Genomic DNA, 17,653 nt, shown 5'->3' on the forward strand with positions numbered 1-17,653 from the left:
CGGGGAAACTAGGCCACCGGGCGTCCGTCCGGCGCAGGCCCGGTCGGGAACTCCTGCACGCCGAGCACGCGCAGCAGCTCGAGCCGCTCGCGGGTGTCGTCGTCGGCCGGGGTGAGCACGACCAGCTGCTGGCCGAGGTCGGGCGTCACGAGGGTCTCGCAGTCCATCACCAGCGCGCCGACCCGCGGGTGCCGCAGCGTCTTGCGGTCGGCGCGGCGGACGGCGACCTCGTGCTCGGCCCACAGCTCGCGGAACTCGGCGCTGGCCGCGGCCAGCCGTGCGACGAGCCGGTCGACCACCGGGTCCCCCGCACGCCGCCCGGCCACCGCCCGCAGCTCCGCGACCAGCTGGCGGGAGTGGCGCACCTGCTCCTGCGGCGGGTGACCGTCGCGCTGGTCGGACCGGGTGAACCAGCGGTGGGCGAGGTAGCGGTCGTCGCCGGTGAACCCGGTCTGCTCCCCGGCGAGCACCCGTGACATCGCGTTCTGGGCCAGGACCTCCCCCAGGTCGGAGATCACCATCGCCGGGGTGGCCGGCAGCAGGTCGAGCAGGCGCAGCAGCCCGGCGCGGGCGAGCCGGGCCACCCCCTCCCCGGGAGCGGGCCGGTGCCCGGCCAGTCGGAAGAGGTGGTCGCGCTCGTCGTCGGTCAGGCACAGGGCCCGGGCCAGCGCGGCGAGCAGCTGCGTCGACGGTCGGCTGCTGCGCCCCTGTTCGAGGCGCACGACGTAGTCGACCGACATCCCCGCCAGCATCGCCACCTCCTCCCGGCGCAGGCCGGTGGCCCGCCGGCGCGGCCCCGCCGCGATGCCGACCTCGGCCGGGCGGACCGAGTCCCGCCGGCGACGCAGGAAGTCCGCGAGCTGTTCACGTTGCACCCTGCGATGGTCCCCGTGGGCAGGCCGCCCGACCAGGGAGCGCCGCTCCCACGATCGACGCTCCGCTCCCGCTACGGGCCGACGCGGCGCACGCTGGCTCCCATGCAGACACGCACCCTCGGCACCACCGGCCCCACCGTCTCCGCTCTCGGCCTGGGCGCCATGAGCATGTCCGGTTCCTACGGACACGCCGACCGCGCGGAAGCCGTCGCGACCGTGCACGCCGCGCTCGACGCCGGAGTCACGCTGATCGACACCGGCGACTTCTACGGCATGGGCCACAACGAGCTGCTGCTCGCCGAGGCGCTGCGCGGGCGCGATCGCGACGGCTACGTCCTGTCGGTGAAGTTCGGCGGGCTCGGTGGCCCGGGCCTGCCACCGCTGACCCAGGACTGCCGCCCGGTCGCGGTGAAGAACTTCCTCGCGTACTCGCTGACCCGCCTCGGCGTCGACCACGTCGACGTCTACCGCCCGGCCCGGCTCGACCCGCAGGTCCCGATCGAGGACACCGTCGGCGCGATCAGCGAGATGATCGACGCCGGGTACGTCCGCCACCTCGGGCTGCCCGAGGTCGACGCCGCCACCGTCCGCCGGGCGCACGCCGTGCACCCGGTCGCCGACCTGCAGATCGAGTACTCGCTGATCTCCCGCGCCGTCGAGGCCGAGGTCCTGCCGACGCTGCGCGAGCTGGGCATCGGCCTCACCGCCTACGGCGTGCTGGCCCGCGGGCTCCTCTCCGGCCACTACGAGCCCGGCAAGCCCGGGGACGCCCGCACCCGCAGCCCGCGCTTCAGCGGGGAGAACCTGACACACAACCTGGGCCTGGTCGAGACGCTGCGCGCGCTGGCGGCCGAGCGCGGGGTCACCGTCGCCCAGCTCGTGATCGCCTGGGTCGCCGCGCAGGGCGACGACGTGGTCCCGCTCGTCGGTGCCCGCACCCGGGAGCGGCTCGCCGAGGCGTTGCCCGCCGCCGACCTCGACCTGGGCCCGGCGGACCTCGCCGCGATCACCGACGCGCTGCCCGCGGGCTCCGCGCGCGGGGACCGCTACCCGTCGGCGTTCATGGGGGCCCTCGGCGTGGGGAACTGACCCTCGCGGTGGGCGGTCCGGCGCCGGGCCGGGGAGGATCAGGGGCATGCGCACGGACATCGTCCCCGAGGAGCTGGGCAGCGGCCCGTTCTACAAGCTCCTGACCAGCGTCGTCGTCCCCCGGCCGATCGCCTGGGTCTCCACCCGCTCGGCCGACGGCGTCGACAACCTCGCCCCGCACTCGTTCTTCACGGTGTCCTGCGTGGACCCGCCCATGATCCAGTTCACGTCGGTCGGGAAGAAGGACTCGCTGCGCAACGTCTCGGAGACCCGCGAGTTCGTCGTCTGCCTGGCGAACGAGCCGATGTTCGAGAAGATCAACGCGACCGGCACCGACTTCCCCGCCGAGATCAGCGAGTTCTCCTCGGTCGGGCTGACCGCCGAGGCGTCGTCGGTCGTGGCGCCGCCGCGGGTCGCCGAGTCACCGGTCGCGCTGGAGTGCGTGCTGCACGCCAGCATCGAGCTGGGCAACTCGACCGTCGTGATCGGCCGGGTCGTGCACGCCGCGATCGAGGAGAGCGTGTTCGTCACCGACGAACGCGGCAACTCCCTGCCCGACATCCACCGGCTCGCCCCGCTGGCCCGCCTGGGCCGCAACGAGTGGTCGCGCGTCGGCGAGGTCCTGGAGATCACCCGCATCCCCTATCAGCAGTGGCCGGGTCACTTCGGCGACGCGTGACCCGGCCCCCGCCGGGGCTACAGGGTGTACTCGGTGGGCGGCGTCGCGGCCGGGTCGGCGTGGATCTCGCCCTCCCGGCCGCGCAGCTCGACCCGGCGGATCTTGCCGGAGATCGTCTTCGGCAGCTCGAAGAACTCGAGCCTGCGGATCCGCTTGTAGGGCGCGAGGTTGTCGTAGGCGAACCGCAGGATCGCCTTCGCCGTCTCCTCGGTCGGCTCGTGCCCCTTGGCGAGCACCACGTAGGCCTTCGGCACGGCGAGGCGGACCGGGTCCGGGGACGGCACGACCGCCGCCTCGGCGACGGCCGGGTGCTCGATCAGCACGCTCTCCAGCTCGAACGGGCTGATCCGGTAGTCGCTGGCCTTGAACACGTCGTCGGCGCGGCCGACGTAGGTGATGTAGCCCGCCTCGTCACGGGAGCCGACGTCGCCGGTGTGGTAGTACCCGCCGGCCATGGCCTCGGCGTTGCGCTCCGGGCCGTCGGCGTAGCCGACCATCAGCCCGGTGGGGCGGTGGGCGAGGTCCAGGCAGATCTCGCCCTCGTCGGCCGCCTTCCCGGTGGCTGGGTCGACCAACGCGACGACGAACCCGGGGATGGGCCTGCCCATCGAGCCCGGCTTGACCGGCTGCCCGGGCGGGTTGCCGATCTGGACCGAGGACTCGGTCTGGCCGAACCCGTCGCGGATGCGCAGGCCCCACGCCTTCTCGACCTGCTCGATGACCTCGGGGTTGAGCGGCTCCCCCGCCCCGACGACCTTCGACGGCGGCGTCGTCAGCCCGGACAGGTCGGCCTGGATCAGCATCCGCCACACCGTCGGCGGCGCGCAGAAGCTGGTCACGCCGCAGGAGTCCAGGACCGACAGGACCGACTCGGCGTCGAACCGGGCGTAGTTCATGACGAGCACGGTCGCCTCGGCGATCCACGGCGCGAACACGTTGGACCAGGCGTGCTTGGCCCAGCCGGGCGAGGAGATGTTGAGGTGGACGTCGCCGGGCTCGAGCCCGATCCAGTACATCGTCGACAGGTGCCCCACCGGGTAGGACGTGTGGGTGTGCTCCACCAGCTTCGGCTTGGCCGTGGTGCCCGAGGTGAAGTACAGCAGCAGCGTGTCGGAGGCCTTCGTGACGCCGTCCGGGGTGAAGTCGGCCGCGGCCGAGTAGGCCTCACCGGTGTAGTCGCGCCAGCCCGCGACGGCACCGCGCACGGCGATGCGGGTGTAGTCGCCGTCGACGCCGTCGAACTTCGCGGTGTCGCCCGCACCGACGACGACGTGCCGCGCCCGACCCCGGTCGATCCGGTCCTGCAGGTCGGCCGGGGTGAGCAGGGTGGTTGCGGGGATGACGACGGCGCCCAGCTTCATCGCCGCCAGCAGGGTCTCCCACAGCTCCAGCTGGTTGCCGAGCATCAGGACGACCCGGTCGCCGCGGACGACGCCCTGCTCGCGCAGCCAGTTCGCGACCCGGTTGGACCGCTCGGACAGCTCCGCCCACGTCCAGTGCGCCTGCGAGCCGTCCTGCTCCACGATCCACAGTGCCTTCCGGGCACCCCGCTCGGGGTCCGCGGCGACGACGTCGAAGTGGTCGAGCGCGAAGTTGAACTCGTCGAGCTCCGGCCAGCGGAAGTCGCGGTAGGCCGTGTCGTAGTCCTCGTGGTGGGTCAGCAGGAAGTCGCGGGCGGCGAGGAACGTCTCCGTCGCCGGGCTGGCGGTCGCCATGGGGTGCACCTCGGTGGGCTCGTGCGGGGGGCCCGTGCCCCGGGCCCGTCGTGCGGGGCCGCCCGTGCGGCCGTACCGCGACCCTAGTCACTCCGCAGCAGGCTCGGCAGGTCGCGACGGCCCCGCCACACGGGCCCACCGAACAGGGCCGCCGCAGGACCTCGGGCCGTAGGACCTCGATCACGCGATGGTGGCGGCGAGGTCGGCCCGCCCGGGCGGGCCGGTGATCGTAAGGTGCCCGCGTGACCGTGCCGAACCTGCCGAAGGTGACGACCCCCGACGTGTCGGTGTCCCGCCTGCGGGTGGGCCGGTACGGACCGCGGACGCTGCTCCGCGTCGTACTCGTGGGGCTCGCGCTGGTGCTCCTCGTGCTGCTGCTGGCCGGCTGCGGCAACAGCGAGCTGCCCGCGGCGTGGCGCACCCCGTCGCCGGCCCCGACGACGACATCGCCGACCGCCACGCCGACCCCGTCCCCGACGCCCACCGCGACCCCCACGCCGAGCCGCACCGCCGAGCCGTCGCGCACGACGGCCGCCCCCGCCCCGGCCCCGGCCCCCGCGCCCGGGCGCGGTGGTGCCGACGGCGGCGGGTCGGGCCGGACCGGGGCCCCGGGAGCGGCCGCGGCGCCGTCGCCGATGTGGCCCGCGGGCGACGCGGCGACCGCGCGGCGGATGCAGCAGCAGTCCGACGCCGGCGGCGACCCGTGGCTGCTCGACCCGGAGGAGGTGACGCTCTCCTTCGTCGGCAGCGAGCTCGGCTACCGGAACCCGACCGTCACCCGCCTCGGCAACGGTGTCTACGCCGCCACCGACGGTCGCACGCCGCAGCGCGCGACGATCCGGCTCACCCAGCCGGTCCGCTCCGGTACCGGCGGGATCTGGGTGGTCGACCACGTCGACCGCGGCTGACCGGACCCGACGGGGCCGACCGAGGCCGACTGCCGGGGCCGGTCACGGCCCGGCACGCGCCGGCACCCGCCGTCACCGGAGCCTCGCGCCGGACGGTGTGCCTCGCCGGAAGCCGACCTCGCGTTACGCCCTGTGCGCGCCGTGGGTACCGTGAGGTGAATGACAGTTGGCACGAACGGGTGAAACCCGGCGTCGAGTGCAGCGCCAGGGCCCGGTTCGACGATGTTCCGTACGAGGCCGTCGCGAGACCGCGACGGTCGGGGGGTCCAGGAGAGGCGGAGCACGATGGCCAGCGAGTCGGTCCAGCAGGACGTCTTCACCGTGTTGCACGGGCAGGCGTCGCCGATCGTGAGCCGATGGGCGTACCGCGCTGCGGACCCGTTCGCGATCTCCTTCTCGGTGCGCCGGTCCTCCGACCGCTGGATCGAGTGGCTCGTCGCGCGTGATCTCGTGATCGAGGGCCTGACCACCCCCACCGGCATCGGTGACATCCGGATGGCGCCGCGCCGCATCGACGGCTACGACGTCGTCGAGCTGGAGATCCGCTCCGACGGCGGCTCCGCCGTGCTGGAGGTCGACCGCGACCTGCTGGCCCAGTTCGTCGACTCGACGTTGGAGATCGTCGACCTCGGCGAGGAGTACGACCACCTCGACATCGACGGCGCCATCGCCCGGCTGACCGGCAGCGCGGCGGGCCCCACCACCCCCTGAGCCCACGCTCCCACCGACGACGAGGGCCCCGGACCGCACGACGCGGTACCGGGGCCCTCTTGTCGACCGGGTGTCCCGGACACTCAGCGGTTCTGCCCGGCCCACTCGGGGTCGGTCGAGGCGTCCCACTCGGCGTCGGCCGCGGCCTGGTCGGCGTGGTCGGCGTCGCGGGCGAGCTGGTCGCTGACCTCCGGGTCCCCCACCGGGGACTCGTCGACCACCGGCACGACGCCCTCGTCGACGTCGTGCACGGCGGCCTCCTCGGCGCTGGCCGCGCCGCCGTCGATGCCGACGTCGGTTCCGGCGCCGTCGACGGCCGGGTCACCCGCGACGGAGTCGGTGGCCGCGGTCAGCCGGCCGGAGCGGCCCGGGTCGCCTTCCGGCAGGTCGTCGGGCAGCTCCCGGGCCAGGCGCGCCTCGTGCGACTCGCCCTCCTCCTGTCCCGCCGCGGTCACCGCGTTGTCCTCGACGCCGTAGGGGCGGTCCGGCGGGACGTAGCCGGAGTCCAGCGGGTCGGTGTCCGACGGCCCGGTCAGCGCCTCGTCGGTGTCCAGCTGCATCGCCGACGCCATGTCCGGCGCCTCCGGCTGGAACTCGTTCTCGTCACCTGAAGCGGATGCCATCGCCTGCGGGTCTCCTCGCTGTGGCCGTGTGTCGGGTGGTGTTCGGTCTCGGGTGTTCGGTCTCGGGTGTTCGGTATCGACCGTGCGTACCCGGCGTCGCCTCCCGCCATGCGCCGACGCCCGGACGCTACGGTCGCCGACACCGGACCCGCCGTCGCCGGTCCCCGCGCCGCGCCCCTGGCGCGCCGCACCTCCAGTACCTACGAAGGAGCACTCCCCCGTGACCGCCGCCCCGTCCGCCCGTTCCGGTGACAGCACCCGCAGGGCCCTGCTCGCCGCGGCCGCGGACCTGTTCACCGAGCACGGCTACGACCGCACCTCGGTCCGTGCGATCGCCGACCGGGCCGGGGTGAACCAGGCGCTGCTCTTCCGCTACTTCGGCAGCAAGGACGCCCTGTTCGCCCGGGTCGCCGCCGAGCGCGCCCTCGCCGTGCTGCACGACGGCCCGCCCGAGGATCTCCTGCCCCGGCTGCTGCGGTCCGTCCTCGACAGCAGCCAGGGCCCCGAGCGCGACCTGTTCGGGCCCGTCGTGCGCTCGGCCGGCACGTCGGAGGCGGCCACGGCCGTGCGGAGGGAGCTGGCCGGGGCGTTCACCGAGGCGTTCGCCGCGCAGGCCACCGGCGCCGCCGACCGGGCCGAGGCCGAGCTGCGCGCGGAGCTGGTCCTGACCTGGCTGCTCGGGCTGAGCCTGGTCCAGCCGCTGCTGCCCGAGGGCGCGGTCGGGCGGGCCGAGCCGGACACGGTGCTGGCCCACGTCACGCGCGCCGCGCGCACCCTGCTGGAGGCACCCGGGGTCAGCCGGTGAGCCGGTCCACCTCGGCGCGGAACCGCTCGCGCTGGGCGGGGGTCTCCCGGGTGCGCGACAGGTAGTGCTCGGGCCGCGGGGCGCGGTCGTGCCAGAACCGGCCGGTCCCGACCGCCGAGGACGGCGCGGCCGCGAGCCACACCGCGGTGTCCGCGCCCTGGGCCGGGGTGCGCAGCACGGGGCCGACGACCCGGTCGAACAGCGGCAGCGACCCGGTGACGCCCGGGGTGCGGGCCCAACCGGGGTGCAGTGCGTGCACGGTGACCCGACGGGGGGCCAGCTCGTCGGCGAGCAGCCCGGTCAGGACGACCTGCATCCGCTTGGTGCGGGCGTAGGCCGCGGTGCCGCCGTAGTCGCCGGTGCGGAACTGCAGGTCGTCGTCGCGCAGGGGCTGGGCGTACATGCCGCCCGAGGACATGATGATCACCCGGGAGTCGCTGCCGGACCGCTCGGCGCCGGCCGCGAGGGTGTCGGTGAGCAGCCGGGTCAGCAGCAGCGGCCCGAGGACGTGCACGGCCAGGGTCAGCTCGTTGCCCTCGGAGGTCTCGCTGCGGCCGGGCGGGAGCAGCCCGGCGTTGTGCACCAGCACGTCCAGGGCGTCGACCTCGGTGGCGAACCGGGTCGCGAACGCGCGGACGTCGGCGAGCTCGCCGAGGTCGCAGACCTGCACCGGCAGCCGGTCGGCCGACAGCCCCGGCACGGCGGCCAGGATCCGGTCCCGTGCCGCGACGCCCTTGTCCCGGGAGCGGACGAGCAGGTGCACCGTCGCGCCGAGCCGGACCAGCCCGGTCGCGATCGCCTCGCCCAGTCCGCCGCCCGCGCCGGTGACGAGCGCGGCGCGCCCGGCCAGGGCGCCGCGGGGTGGGTCGGCGCGGTCGCCGCTCCACCCCGGGCGCCGCAGGAGGTAGCCGATCCGCGAGTAGCCGGGGACCAGGGTGCGGTCGAGGAGGGTGTCGAGGACGGAGGGGACGACGCTGCCGGGCACGCATCGATCCGACCACAGCGCCGCGCCACCCGCGCGTCGATCAGCCCGTCAGGCCGCGACGTCGTCGGCGGTGGACTCGCGACGGCGCGCCCGGATCTCCGTCCAGCTCATCAGCCCGACGACGGCCACGCCGCCCGCCACGACCCCCCAGAGCGTCGAGGCGCTGACCCCGTCGCTGCTCCCGCGCACCAGCAGCCCGGCAGCCATGACGAGGAGCAGGACCAGGACCGGGGCCATGCGCCACCAGGACATCCGCGCGCCCTCCGTGGCGCGGACCCCGAGCCTCGCGGCGTAGATGCTGCTGACCAGCGACGGCACACCGACGACGCCGATCACGACCAGGACGTAGGGCAGCGCCGGCGGTCCACCGATCCAGATCATCGCCCCCGCGGCCGCCAGCCCGAGCCACAGCATCAGCTGGAACCCCACGGCCGACGCCTCGTTCCAGACGTCCCGGCGGCGCTCCTCCCGGTAGAACGGATTGCCCAGGTCGCCGACCGCGGCGGCCGCCCGCACGAACCAGCTGTCGCGCTTCATCTCGTCACCCATCACACGTCCTCCCCCCGCCGCGCCTCGGCGCGGCCTCACTCCGATGTCCCGGTCGCGTTCCCTGCGGTCCGGCCGGCCTCTGCCTCGGACCCGAACAGCCCCTCGACGGTGCCGTCGAGCGACCGTGCGATGGCCAGGGCCAGGTAGACCGACGGTGCGTAGTCGCCGGCCTCGACGGCCACGACCGTCTGCCGGGTCACGCCGACCTGTTCGGCCAGCTCGGCCTGCGTCATGCCGGCCGCCGTCCGGGCCGCGCGGACGGCGTTGCGCCGTCCCCTCGCCGATGTCCGTCCCACATCGACGATTGTCAAGGCTACTCGACTTCATGTCAAGTAAGCCGGACATCGATCCGGCACCCGGTCCGGCGCGACCTCGATCTAGCCGAGGCGCTCGCGGACGGCGTCGAGGTTGCGCTCCATCCCGGCCCGCCACTCACGCAGCCGGCCCTCGACGATCCGCTCCTCCTTGTCCGGCCACCGCTCGATCGCCGCGGTGAGCCCGGACGGCCCGGGGCCCATCCGGGCCCACTGGCGCAGCACGGTGCCGTCGCCGTCGGGGGTGAGCTCGAAGCGCCAGACGGCGGTCTCGCCGCACTCGGCACCGGCCTCGACGGTCCACTCGAACACCCGCCCGGGTTCCCAGGCGGTCACCGTGGACACGGTGCTCCACGCGCCGCGGGCCTCGTGGTGGTGCTCGCCGCGCAGCCGGGCGCCGGGCCCGGGGCGGTCGCCGTCGACCCACTCGGCGCGCTGCATCTCGGTGGACACCTCCACCAGGAACTGCGGGTCGGTGACCAGCGCCCACACCGCCCGTGGCGGTGCGGCGACCCGGGCGGTGGCCTCGGTGGTGGGTCCGTCGGCGTAGCGCATGCGACCTCCTCGTCGTCGGCCCGCGGCGGGTCAGCGCTCGTCGGCACCCCGGCGCAGCAGGTAGGTGTCCATGATCCACCCCTTGCGCTCCCGGGCCTCGGCGCGGACCTTCAGGATCTCGTCGGCGACCTCGTCGAGCGGCCCGGCGACGAGCAGCTCGTCCGCTGTCCCCAGGTAGGCACCCCAGTAGATGTGCAGCTCACGATGCTGCTCGGCCGGCAGCGTGGCGAAGGCGGTACGGCCGTCGAGCATCACGACGACGTCGTCGACGTCGTCGGGCATCCCCTCGGCGATCCGGCGCCCGGTGGTGATCAGGACGGGGCGGCCGACCCGGTTGAGGATCAGCCGGTGGGCGGCGGCGAGCGCGGCGACGCTGGAGATCCCGGCGACCGACTCGACCGCCCACTGCTCCCCCGCGCCGTCCAGGACCCGGTCGAGCAGGCGCAGCGTCCCGTCGTAGAGGGAGGGGTCGCCCCACACCAGGAACGCGCCGGTCTCGCCGTCGGCCAGCTCGGCGTCGAGCATCTCGCGGTAGAGACGAGCCCGCCGGTCCTGCCAGTCGACGACGACCTCGCGGTACCGCTCGTCGTCGCGCTCGACCTCGGTGCCGCGGTCCCGGCCCACCTCGGGCGCGGTGACCAGCCGGTAGCCGCCGTCCGGGCGGTGCCGGCGCAGGATCTCGGTGCGCAGCGCCAGCAGGTCGTCCTGCGACCCCCCGCCGTCGAGCCCCTTGTCGATGACGAAGACGACGTCGGCCCGTTGCAGGGCGCGGACTGCCTGGAGGGTGAGGTGGTCGGGGTCACCGGCCCCGATCCCGATCACGAGAACCGTGCGCACCGGAATGACCGTAATGGACCCCGGACACGCCCGGGCACTCCCCCGATCGGCAGGCACCTCCGCTCCGGTGTCGCCCGATGCGCGCAGCGTGCGACCCCGTCTCGCCCCGTCGTCACTCGGTAGTGTCGGAGTGGCCGGCGAGCCGGGCCGCGTCACCGGCCGACCGCCGACGACCGACCCCCACGCGCCACCCCGGGAGGCCACGTCACCGTGCCCACCAGCGAGAGCACCAGCAGGATCCTGACGATCGGGCACCTCGTCGAGTCCCTCGACGACGGCGGCGTCGCGGCCGCGCTCGGTGACCTCGCCGTCGCCGGCCCGGACGCGGGGTTCCGGGTGGTGGTCGTCGCGCTGGCCCCGTCCGGGCACTCCGAGGTCGCCGAACTCCTGTCCCGTGCCGGGGCGCCGCCGGTCGAGCTGAACGTCGCACCGTGGGACCCGCGTGCCGTGCTGAAGGTGCTCGCCGCGTTCCGGGAGCACGGCGTCGACCTGGTGCACACCCACGGAGCCCGGCCCGACGTCGTCGGCTCGGCCGCCGCGGCCCGCCTGCGGGTGCCGGCGGTGTCCACGCTGCACCACATCCACGAGCACCCCGCCGACCGCGGCGACCAGCTCCGGCGGACCGCGAAGACGTTGGCGCGCAAGCGGTTCATGACCCGCACGATCGCGACGTCGGCCCTGCAGCGCGACTGGTACCGCCGCGCCGCCGGGTCCACCGAGGGCCTGTCGGTGATCCCGGACGGCGCCGCCGACCCGGGCGAGGGCACGGCCGAGGAGCGGGAGCGCCTGCGGCGCGGGCTCGGCGTGGCCGACCACGAGGTCGTCGCCGTCTCGGTCGCGCCGATGCGCCGGGGCCAGGGGCAGGACATGCTGCTCGACGCCGTCGCCGGGATCGCGCCGGACGAGCCGCTCACCGTGGTGCTCGGCGGCGACGGACCGCTGCGGCCGTGGCTGGAGTCCCGGGTCGCCGCCGACGAGGCCCTGTCCGGCCGGGTGGCGTTCCGCCGCAGCACCGACCCGGTGGCGCTGCTCCGGGCGGCCGACGTGCAGCTGCACACCACCCGGCACGACACGATGCCCCGGATGCTGCTGCTCGGGCACGGCACCGGCACCCCGGCCGTCGCGACCCGGGTCGGCGGGATCCCGGAGATCGTGACCCGCGAGACCGGCCTGCTGGCCCCGGTCGACGCCACCCGGATCGCCGACGAGCTGGTGCGGCTCACCCGCGACGCCGACCTGCGCGCCCGGCTCGGGGCCGGGGCCCGGCGGCGGTTCCTCGACCGGTTCGCGGCCGCGCCGTGGGCGGCCCGGCTCGGCGACGTCTACCGCAGTGCGGTCGGGGTCGCCGGCGCGCCGGCCGCCGCCGAGCTGGACACACCCGAGCCGGTGGGCCGGGGCTGAGCCGGTCCCGGGCTCCGGCTGCCCGGACCGGGCTCCCGGTGCGCCGCGGGGTGCCTCGTTCGCGGAGGTCCCGGTCGGCCGGCTCGGAGCAGGGACGGACCGGACCGCGGTCAGCGCCGCCGCAGCGGCCGGGCCGGGCCGGTCAGCGGCGGAGTGCTCCCGCCCTCGGTCTGCACCTGCCGGCGGGCCTGCAGGTAGAGCGCCGGACCGGAGACCAGTCCGCGCAGCTTGCGAGCGCCCGCCCCCCTCGGCAGCGCGACGACGTCCTGCGGCGCCGGGCGGTCCTCGTCCGCGAGCGGGGCACCCAACGGCTCCGGCGACGGCCCGCGCCCACCGACAGCGGCGGGGGCGTGCTGCTCGTGGCGGGCCCGCGCGACGGGCTTCGGCTCCGCGGACTCGCGGCGCACGATGTCGCGCAGCCGCCCCAGTGCCGCCGGGAACCGGCGCACCGCCAGCCGCCGAGCCCGCGGGTCCAGCGCCACCTTGCCCAGGAACGCACCCAGCCCGAGCGCGTAGCCGCCCATCTGGTCGCGCAGCTCCCCCGACGACGGCCGGTGGTGGTGCCACACCCACGCCGACGGCAGGTAGGCCAGGGTGCCGCCGTCGAGCACGATCCGGACCAGCAGCTCGATGTCCTCGCCGCCCCGGGTGGGCCTGCCCGGGCCGAGCGCCTCGTCGAACCCGCCGAGCGCGCGGACCGGCTCGGCACGCACCGCCAGGTTGGCGCCGATCCCGAACAGGCCCGGGGAGAACGGGAACACCGGGGAGTCCGCGGGTGGGTCGTCGAGCCGGAACCGGCGGGGCAGGAAGCCCTTGTTCCAGGCCAGCGCGACGTCGGTGGCCCGCTCTTCCGGGGTCTCCAGCCGCGCGGCGAGCACGGGACCGCTCAGCGCGACGAGCTCGGGGTCCTCGGCGAAGGACCCGGCGATCCGTGACGCCCACCGCGGGTCGGGCTCGGTGTCGTCGTCGGTGAACGCGACGACCGCGGTGCGGGCCTCGGCGAGGCCGCGGTTGCGCCCGACCGACACACCGCGGCGCGGCTCGCAGACGTAGCGGACCCGCGGGTCCGCGCAGTCGCGGACGACCTCGCGGGTGCGCTCGTCGGGCGGGTCGTTGTCGACGACGAGCACGGTCACGTCGGGGTGGTCGCCGGCCAGCACCGCGGCCAGGCAGCGACGGACGCTCTCCGGCCGCCCCCGCGTCGCGACGACGACGGTCAGCGGCTCGGCCGACACCGCGGGCTCGGCCGGTGGTTCGCGCCCGGCGACGGCCGCGGCGGCCCGGGCCAGGTCCGCGGCGCGCGCCCGGCCCCCGTGCAGCGGGACGACGGCCTGACCGACGGGGACACCGCCGTCGGTGACCAGCAGCCGGGCCGAGCCGAACCGCGGCGGGACGACGAGGTCACCGGCCCCGTGGCCACTGCCGTGCACGCCGCGGTGGTGGGCGAGCTCACCCACCCAGACGGGGTCGCCTGCTCGGTCCGGCACTGCTGCGGCCTCCCGGGATCGTGGGTCGGTGTCGGTGGTCGGCCCGACCGGTGCACGCCCCGCCGGTCGCGACGGGCACCCGCCCCGATCGTCGCAGAGCACCCGGCACCCGCGCTCACCAGGCACGGGACCCGCATCGTGCGCTGCTCCGTCCGCCGCGGTCCGGACGACCTCCCGGCCCAGTCACGCCGACGAGGTGCCACCGGCGGCACCGCCGGGTTCGGGACAGGGTGGTCCGTCCGGGGGCTCTCCCGGTCACCGTGCGCACTGCGACACCCGCGTACGCACACCGTTCGGCGCAGCCGAACGACCGTACGACCCGAACAACACACCGTCTGCACCGTTGGGCGCGGCCCCGGTGCGCGGATCGCGCCGGACCGGCCGCTCGCCGCACACCCGGCGAGCCCCGTCGGTGTCCGAGTCACGGATCGGTTACGGTCCCTCTCGGCTGGTCGACGAGATGTCGGCTGGTGCGCCTGGTCGGTCGCCTGCTCCCCGCTGGCCGACACTCCCCCTGGCGCCCACCCAGCACGCAGCGGGGCGGAGCCGTGTCCGGTCACGAGGACCGGGGCGGGTTCGAGGCGGCGAGGACCCCCGAATGACCACTGCACTCACCCCGGAACTCCATACACCCGAGAGCGACGTCCCCCGGCGTCGCCGGGACCGTGACGCCGGCGCGGGCATCTCCGCCGCCGAGCTGCTCGCCCGCTACTCCGAGGCCGGGTTCGACACCCCCGCGACCGGCGGCCGTCGCGCCCGCCGTGCCGACGCCCCCGGCCCGGACCTGGAGCGCATCGGCACCCCCGCGACCGGTCTGCCCGCCGTGTCCGGCAGCGACACCGTCATCACCCGCGACGCGCCGGACACCCCCGCCAGCGTCACCTCGCGGACCGCGGTCGGCCTGCTCCGCGGCACCTCGGACACCGGGCCGCTCGGGCGCAACCCGCGCGCCGTCGTCGCGACCATGTCGGCGACGCTCGTCGGCGCCACCGCGGTCATGGGCGTCGTGTCGACCCTCAGCTCGCCGGAGCAGTCCCCCGAGACCTCCGCGGACATGGACCTCACCGGCGCGGCCAACGAGGCCACGATGAAGCTGTCGATCCCGGCCGCGGGCTCCGAGCACGGCGGCACCGGCACCAGCGACGCCGCGTCCACCCTGACCAGCGGGTTCGAGCACGTCACCGCGTCGGTCCCGCAGGCCTTCGAGAAGGCCGACGCGGCCCGCATCGCCGCCGTCGCCCAGAAGGAGGCCGCGGCGAAGGCGGCCGAGGCCCGGGCGAAGGCCGCCGCGGCGTCGGCCCGGCACGGCGGGGACGACGACGGCGACGGTGGCGGCGTGATCGGCGACATCGTCGGCGGCCTGACCGGCGGCTCCGCCGAGGGTGCCCAGGCGCTCGCGCAGGCCAAGCAGCAGCTCGGCAAGCCCTACAAGTGGGGCGCCACCGGCCCGAGCGCGTTCGACTGCTCCGGCCTGATGGTATGGGCGTTCGAGCAGATCGGCATCGACCTGCCGCGCACCTCCAGCGCGCAGTCGCAGATGGACGGCACCCCGGTCTCCAAGAGCCAGCTCAAGCCCGGCGACCTGGTGTTCTTCTACTCGCCGGTGAGCCACGTCGGCATCTACGCCGGCAACGGCAAGGTGCTCCACGCCTCCACCAGCGGCGAGCCGGTCAAGTACTCCGACATCGACTCGATGCCGTTCCACAACGCCGTCCGGGTCTGACCCCGCCGCACCCTGCCTTCGAGGCCGCACCCCTGGGGAGGGGTGCGGCCTCGACGCACGTCCGGACCCGTTCGCCCCGCGCCGCGACCCACAGCCCGCACGCAGGCAGACCCGCAGCCCGCGCGGTGATCCGCCGGGCGCGCGGTGATCCGCGGGACGCGCGCGTCTGAACACGCGCGAACAACGGATCACCGCGCGGGCTGCGGATCACCGGCGGACCGCGGGCGGCACCGGCGGGTTGCTCCCCGTGGCCGGGCTGCGGTTACAGCGAGCGGAGCCGCTCCGCGACGGCCTCGGGCAGCACGTCGGAGATGAACGCGCCCGCGCCGGACTCGGACCCGGCCAGGTACTTGATCTTCCCGGGGGCCCGGCGGATCGAGTGCAGCCGCAGGTGCAGCCGGGCGTCGGAGCGGCCGTCGGACTCCAGCACCGGTGCCTGGTTCCAGCCCGCGACGTAGGGGAGCTCGTCGTCGTAGAGGGCGTCGAGGCGGCGCAGCACGTCCAGGTAGAGGGTCGCGAACTCGGCGCGCTGGGCCTCGTCGAGGGCGGGCAGGTCCGGGGTGGGCCGGTGCGGGTACAGGTGCACCTCGACCGGCCAGCGCGCCGCCTGCGGCACGAACGCCGTCCAGTGCTCCCCGGCCACGACGACGCGCTCCCCCGCCCGCTCGGCGGCCAGCTGCGTGTCGAACAGGTTCTCCCCCGTGGCCTCGCGGTGCGCGGCGACGTGGGCCAGCATCCGCTGCGGGAACGGCGGGACGTAGGGGTAGGCGTAGATCTGTCCGTGCGGGTGGGACAGCGTCACGCCGATCTCGGCGCCCCGGTTCTCGAACGGGAAGACGTAGCGGACCCCCGGCCGGGCACCCAGCTCGGCGGTCCGGTCGGCCCACGCTTCCAGGACCAGGCGCGCCCGGTCGGGGGTGAGCCGGGAGAACGGGGTGTCGTGGTCGTCGGTGAAGCAGACGACCTCGCACCGCCCCGACGCCGCCTGCGGCACCGGGCCCGGTTCGGGCAGCGGCGCGCCGGGTGCGGACCCGAAGGACGGGAAGCGGTTCTCGAACGCGACGACGCCGTACTCCGGGCTCGGCACCTCGGTGTGGCGACCGTCGCGGCTGGGGCACAGCGGGCACTGGTCGGCCGGCGGCTTGTAGGTGCGGTCCTGCCGGTGCGCGGCGATCGTCACCCACTCCCCGGCCAGCGCGTCGTAGCGCAGCTGCGAGGCGGGCACCACCCGCGGGAGGTCGCGGGCGTCGACCAGGTCGGCCGGGTCCCGGGGAGCGTGGTCGGGGCCGTCGAACCAGAGGATCTCCCGGCCGTCGGCCATCCGGGTGGCCAGCTTCTGCACCTTCTGCACGTACGTCACCTTCCGGGCCGGGCAATGATCACGTGGTCGACCTCGCCCTCGAGGACCGCACGGTCGGCGTCGGCCAGACCGCTGTCGGTCACGAGCACGTCGGCCTCGGACAGCTCGGCGATCGTCGAGATCCCGACGGTGCCCCACTTGGTGTGGTCGGCGACGACCACCAGCCTGCTACCGGACTCGATCAGGGCGCGGTTGGTGTCGCGCTCGGTGAGGTTCGGGGTGGAGAAGCCCGCCGCGGCGCTCATCCCGTGCACCCCGAGGAACACCGTCTCCAGGTTCAGCGAGCGCAGCGCGGCGATCGCGACCGGGCCGACCAGCGCCTCCGACGGCGTCCGCACACCTCCGGTCAGGATCACCGTGGTCCCGCGGGAGTCGGCGCCGCCGGTGTGCAGCGCGTCCGCGACGGCGACGGAGTTGGTCACCACCGTCAGCCGCGGCACGGCTGCGAGCAGCCGGGCGAGCCGCCAGGTCGTCGTACCCGCGGACAGGCCGATCGCGGCACCGGGGGTCACCAGCTCGGCGGCCGCGGCGGCGATGGCGTCCTTCTCCTCCAGCTCGCACACCGACTTGGCGGCGAACCCGGGCTCGGACGTGGTGTGCTCGCCGACGGCCGTCGCGCCGCCGTGCACCTTGTCCACCAGGCGGCGCCGGGCCAGCACGTCGAGATCGCGGCGCACGGTCATCTCCGACACACCGAGGTGGTCGGCGAGCTCGGACACCCGCACCGCGCCGCGGGTGCGGACCTGCTCCACGATCACCTCGCGCCGCTGCTCGGCGAGCAGGCTCATCGTGTCCGGGCCGGACACCGTCGGGGCTTCACCCGCACAGAATGCAACACAACCGAACGTGCGGCAAGGGTCGACCGAGCGTATCGATCGGCCACCCGAGGGGCATCCAGGTCACCGACCGGTCTCGAAATCGAGCGAAAGTGTTCACTTCTGATCGAGTCCGGTCTAGCTTGTGCGTTGGTCCGCGCAACGCGCCGTCGTGCACCACCGGCCGGCGGACCGGCAGCACACGCACTCGACGGCGAGGAG

General features: G+C 75.2%; 18 protein-coding genes. 7 read left to right on the forward strand and 11 right to left on the reverse strand.

The window, feature by feature from the left end; genetic code table 11:
- Positions 1-8: 8 nt before the first annotated feature.
- The gene (locus Ae717Ps2_RS17160) at positions 9-875 is read right to left on the reverse strand and encodes a helix-turn-helix transcriptional regulator (protein ID WP_075307302.1); all 867 of its coding nucleotides are present in this window, start codon (positions 873-875) and stop codon (positions 9-11) included.
- 102 nt (positions 876-977) lie between these two features.
- On the opposite strand from Ae717Ps2_RS17160, the gene Ae717Ps2_RS17165 reads away from it, so the two are divergent.
- Both Ae717Ps2_RS17165 and Ae717Ps2_RS17170 read left to right on the forward strand, forming a co-directional pair.
- On the forward strand, positions 978-1,964 hold the full coding sequence (locus tag Ae717Ps2_RS17165; protein ID WP_075333602.1) for an aldo/keto reductase: 987 nt from the start codon (positions 978-980) through the stop codon (positions 1,962-1,964).
- Between the two features lie 46 nt (positions 1,965-2,010).
- Complete coding sequence (locus Ae717Ps2_RS17170; protein ID WP_020624955.1) at positions 2,011-2,643, forward strand: flavin reductase family protein; 633 nt, start codon at positions 2,011-2,013, stop codon at positions 2,641-2,643.
- Between the two features lie 17 nt (positions 2,644-2,660).
- On the opposite strand, the gene Ae717Ps2_RS17175 is transcribed toward Ae717Ps2_RS17170, so the two are convergent.
- Positions 2,661-4,358, reverse strand: coding sequence for an AMP-binding protein (locus Ae717Ps2_RS17175; RefSeq protein WP_075333603.1), 1,698 nt, complete (start codon positions 4,356-4,358; stop codon positions 2,661-2,663).
- A gap of 242 nt (positions 4,359-4,600) precedes the next feature.
- On the opposite strand from Ae717Ps2_RS17175, the gene Ae717Ps2_RS17180 reads away from it, so the two are divergent.
- Together Ae717Ps2_RS17180 and Ae717Ps2_RS17185 are read left to right on the forward strand one after the other, a co-directional pair.
- The gene (locus tag Ae717Ps2_RS17180; RefSeq protein ID WP_075307310.1) at positions 4,601-5,266 is read left to right on the forward strand and encodes a hypothetical protein; all 666 of its coding nucleotides are present in this window, start codon (positions 4,601-4,603) and stop codon (positions 5,264-5,266) included.
- Between the two features lie 285 nt (positions 5,267-5,551).
- Complete coding sequence (locus tag Ae717Ps2_RS17185) at positions 5,552-5,977, forward strand: SsgA family sporulation/cell division regulator (RefSeq protein ID WP_075333604.1); 426 nt, start codon at positions 5,552-5,554, stop codon at positions 5,975-5,977.
- An 83-nt stretch (positions 5,978-6,060) separates the two neighbouring features.
- Here Ae717Ps2_RS17185 and Ae717Ps2_RS17190 read toward each other — a convergent pair whose 3' ends face one another.
- On the reverse strand, positions 6,061-6,600 hold the full coding sequence (locus tag Ae717Ps2_RS17190) for a DUF5709 domain-containing protein (protein WP_198932367.1): 540 nt from the start codon (positions 6,598-6,600) through the stop codon (positions 6,061-6,063).
- Positions 6,601-6,820: 220 nt separating this feature from the next.
- Between Ae717Ps2_RS17190 and Ae717Ps2_RS17195 the strand changes: the two genes are divergently transcribed.
- A complete protein-coding gene (locus Ae717Ps2_RS17195) occupies positions 6,821-7,405 on the forward strand; it encodes a TetR/AcrR family transcriptional regulator (protein WP_075307314.1) in 585 nt (194 codons plus the stop codon).
- On the opposite strand, the gene Ae717Ps2_RS17200 is transcribed toward Ae717Ps2_RS17195, so the two are convergent.
- From Ae717Ps2_RS17200 to cobF, 5 genes are all read right to left on the reverse strand, one after another.
- Positions 7,395-8,390: an SDR family NAD(P)-dependent oxidoreductase gene (locus Ae717Ps2_RS17200; protein WP_075307317.1), complete on the reverse strand. Its 996-nt coding sequence runs from the start codon at positions 8,388-8,390 to the stop codon at positions 7,395-7,397. The genes Ae717Ps2_RS17195 and Ae717Ps2_RS17200 overlap by 11 nt on opposite strands.
- A gap of 48 nt (positions 8,391-8,438) precedes the next feature.
- Positions 8,439-8,939 (reverse strand): hypothetical protein, encoded by a 501-nt coding sequence (locus Ae717Ps2_RS17205; RefSeq protein WP_075307319.1) that lies wholly within the window; start codon positions 8,937-8,939, stop codon positions 8,439-8,441.
- A gap of 35 nt (positions 8,940-8,974) precedes the next feature.
- Positions 8,975-9,235 carry a helix-turn-helix transcriptional regulator gene (locus Ae717Ps2_RS17210; RefSeq protein WP_083907834.1) on the reverse strand — a complete coding sequence of 87 codons (261 nt, stop codon included), beginning with the start codon at positions 9,233-9,235 and terminating at the stop codon, positions 8,975-8,977.
- Positions 9,236-9,316: 81 nt separating this feature from the next.
- Positions 9,317-9,808, reverse strand: coding sequence for an SRPBCC family protein (locus Ae717Ps2_RS17215; RefSeq protein WP_020625343.1), 492 nt, complete (start codon positions 9,806-9,808; stop codon positions 9,317-9,319).
- Positions 9,809-9,838: 30 nt separating this feature from the next.
- Positions 9,839-10,645: a precorrin-6A synthase (deacetylating) gene (gene cobF / locus Ae717Ps2_RS17220; protein ID WP_020625344.1), complete on the reverse strand. Its 807-nt coding sequence runs from the start codon at positions 10,643-10,645 to the stop codon at positions 9,839-9,841.
- A gap of 210 nt (positions 10,646-10,855) precedes the next feature.
- Between cobF and Ae717Ps2_RS17225 the strand changes: the two genes are divergently transcribed.
- Positions 10,856-12,046 carry a glycosyltransferase family 4 protein gene (locus Ae717Ps2_RS17225; protein ID WP_233147599.1) on the forward strand — a complete coding sequence of 397 codons (1,191 nt, stop codon included), beginning with the start codon at positions 10,856-10,858 and terminating at the stop codon, positions 12,044-12,046.
- Between the two features lie 110 nt (positions 12,047-12,156).
- On the opposite strand, the gene Ae717Ps2_RS17230 is transcribed toward Ae717Ps2_RS17225, so the two are convergent.
- Positions 12,157-13,503: a glycosyltransferase family 2 protein gene (locus Ae717Ps2_RS17230; protein WP_158071507.1), complete on the reverse strand. Its 1,347-nt coding sequence runs from the start codon at positions 13,501-13,503 to the stop codon at positions 12,157-12,159.
- A 628-nt stretch (positions 13,504-14,131) separates the two neighbouring features.
- On the opposite strand from Ae717Ps2_RS17230, the gene Ae717Ps2_RS17235 reads away from it, so the two are divergent.
- On the forward strand, positions 14,132-15,256 hold the full coding sequence (locus Ae717Ps2_RS17235) for a C40 family peptidase (RefSeq protein ID WP_075307323.1): 1,125 nt from the start codon (positions 14,132-14,134) through the stop codon (positions 15,254-15,256).
- Positions 15,257-15,518: 262 nt separating this feature from the next.
- Here Ae717Ps2_RS17235 and galT read toward each other — a convergent pair whose 3' ends face one another.
- Together galT and Ae717Ps2_RS17245 are read right to left on the reverse strand one after the other, a co-directional pair.
- A complete protein-coding gene (galT, locus tag Ae717Ps2_RS17240; RefSeq protein ID WP_075312049.1) occupies positions 15,519-16,598 on the reverse strand; it encodes a galactose-1-phosphate uridylyltransferase in 1,080 nt (359 codons plus the stop codon).
- A 14-nt stretch (positions 16,599-16,612) separates the two neighbouring features.
- Positions 16,613-17,404 (reverse strand): DeoR/GlpR family DNA-binding transcription regulator, encoded by a 792-nt coding sequence (locus tag Ae717Ps2_RS17245; RefSeq protein WP_060714509.1) that lies wholly within the window; start codon positions 17,402-17,404, stop codon positions 16,613-16,615.
- Between the last annotated feature and the right edge of the window lie 249 nt (positions 17,405-17,653).

Source organism: Pseudonocardia sp. Ae717_Ps2, assembly GCF_001932475.1.
Taxonomy (GTDB): domain Bacteria; phylum Actinomycetota; class Actinomycetes; order Mycobacteriales; family Pseudonocardiaceae; genus Pseudonocardia.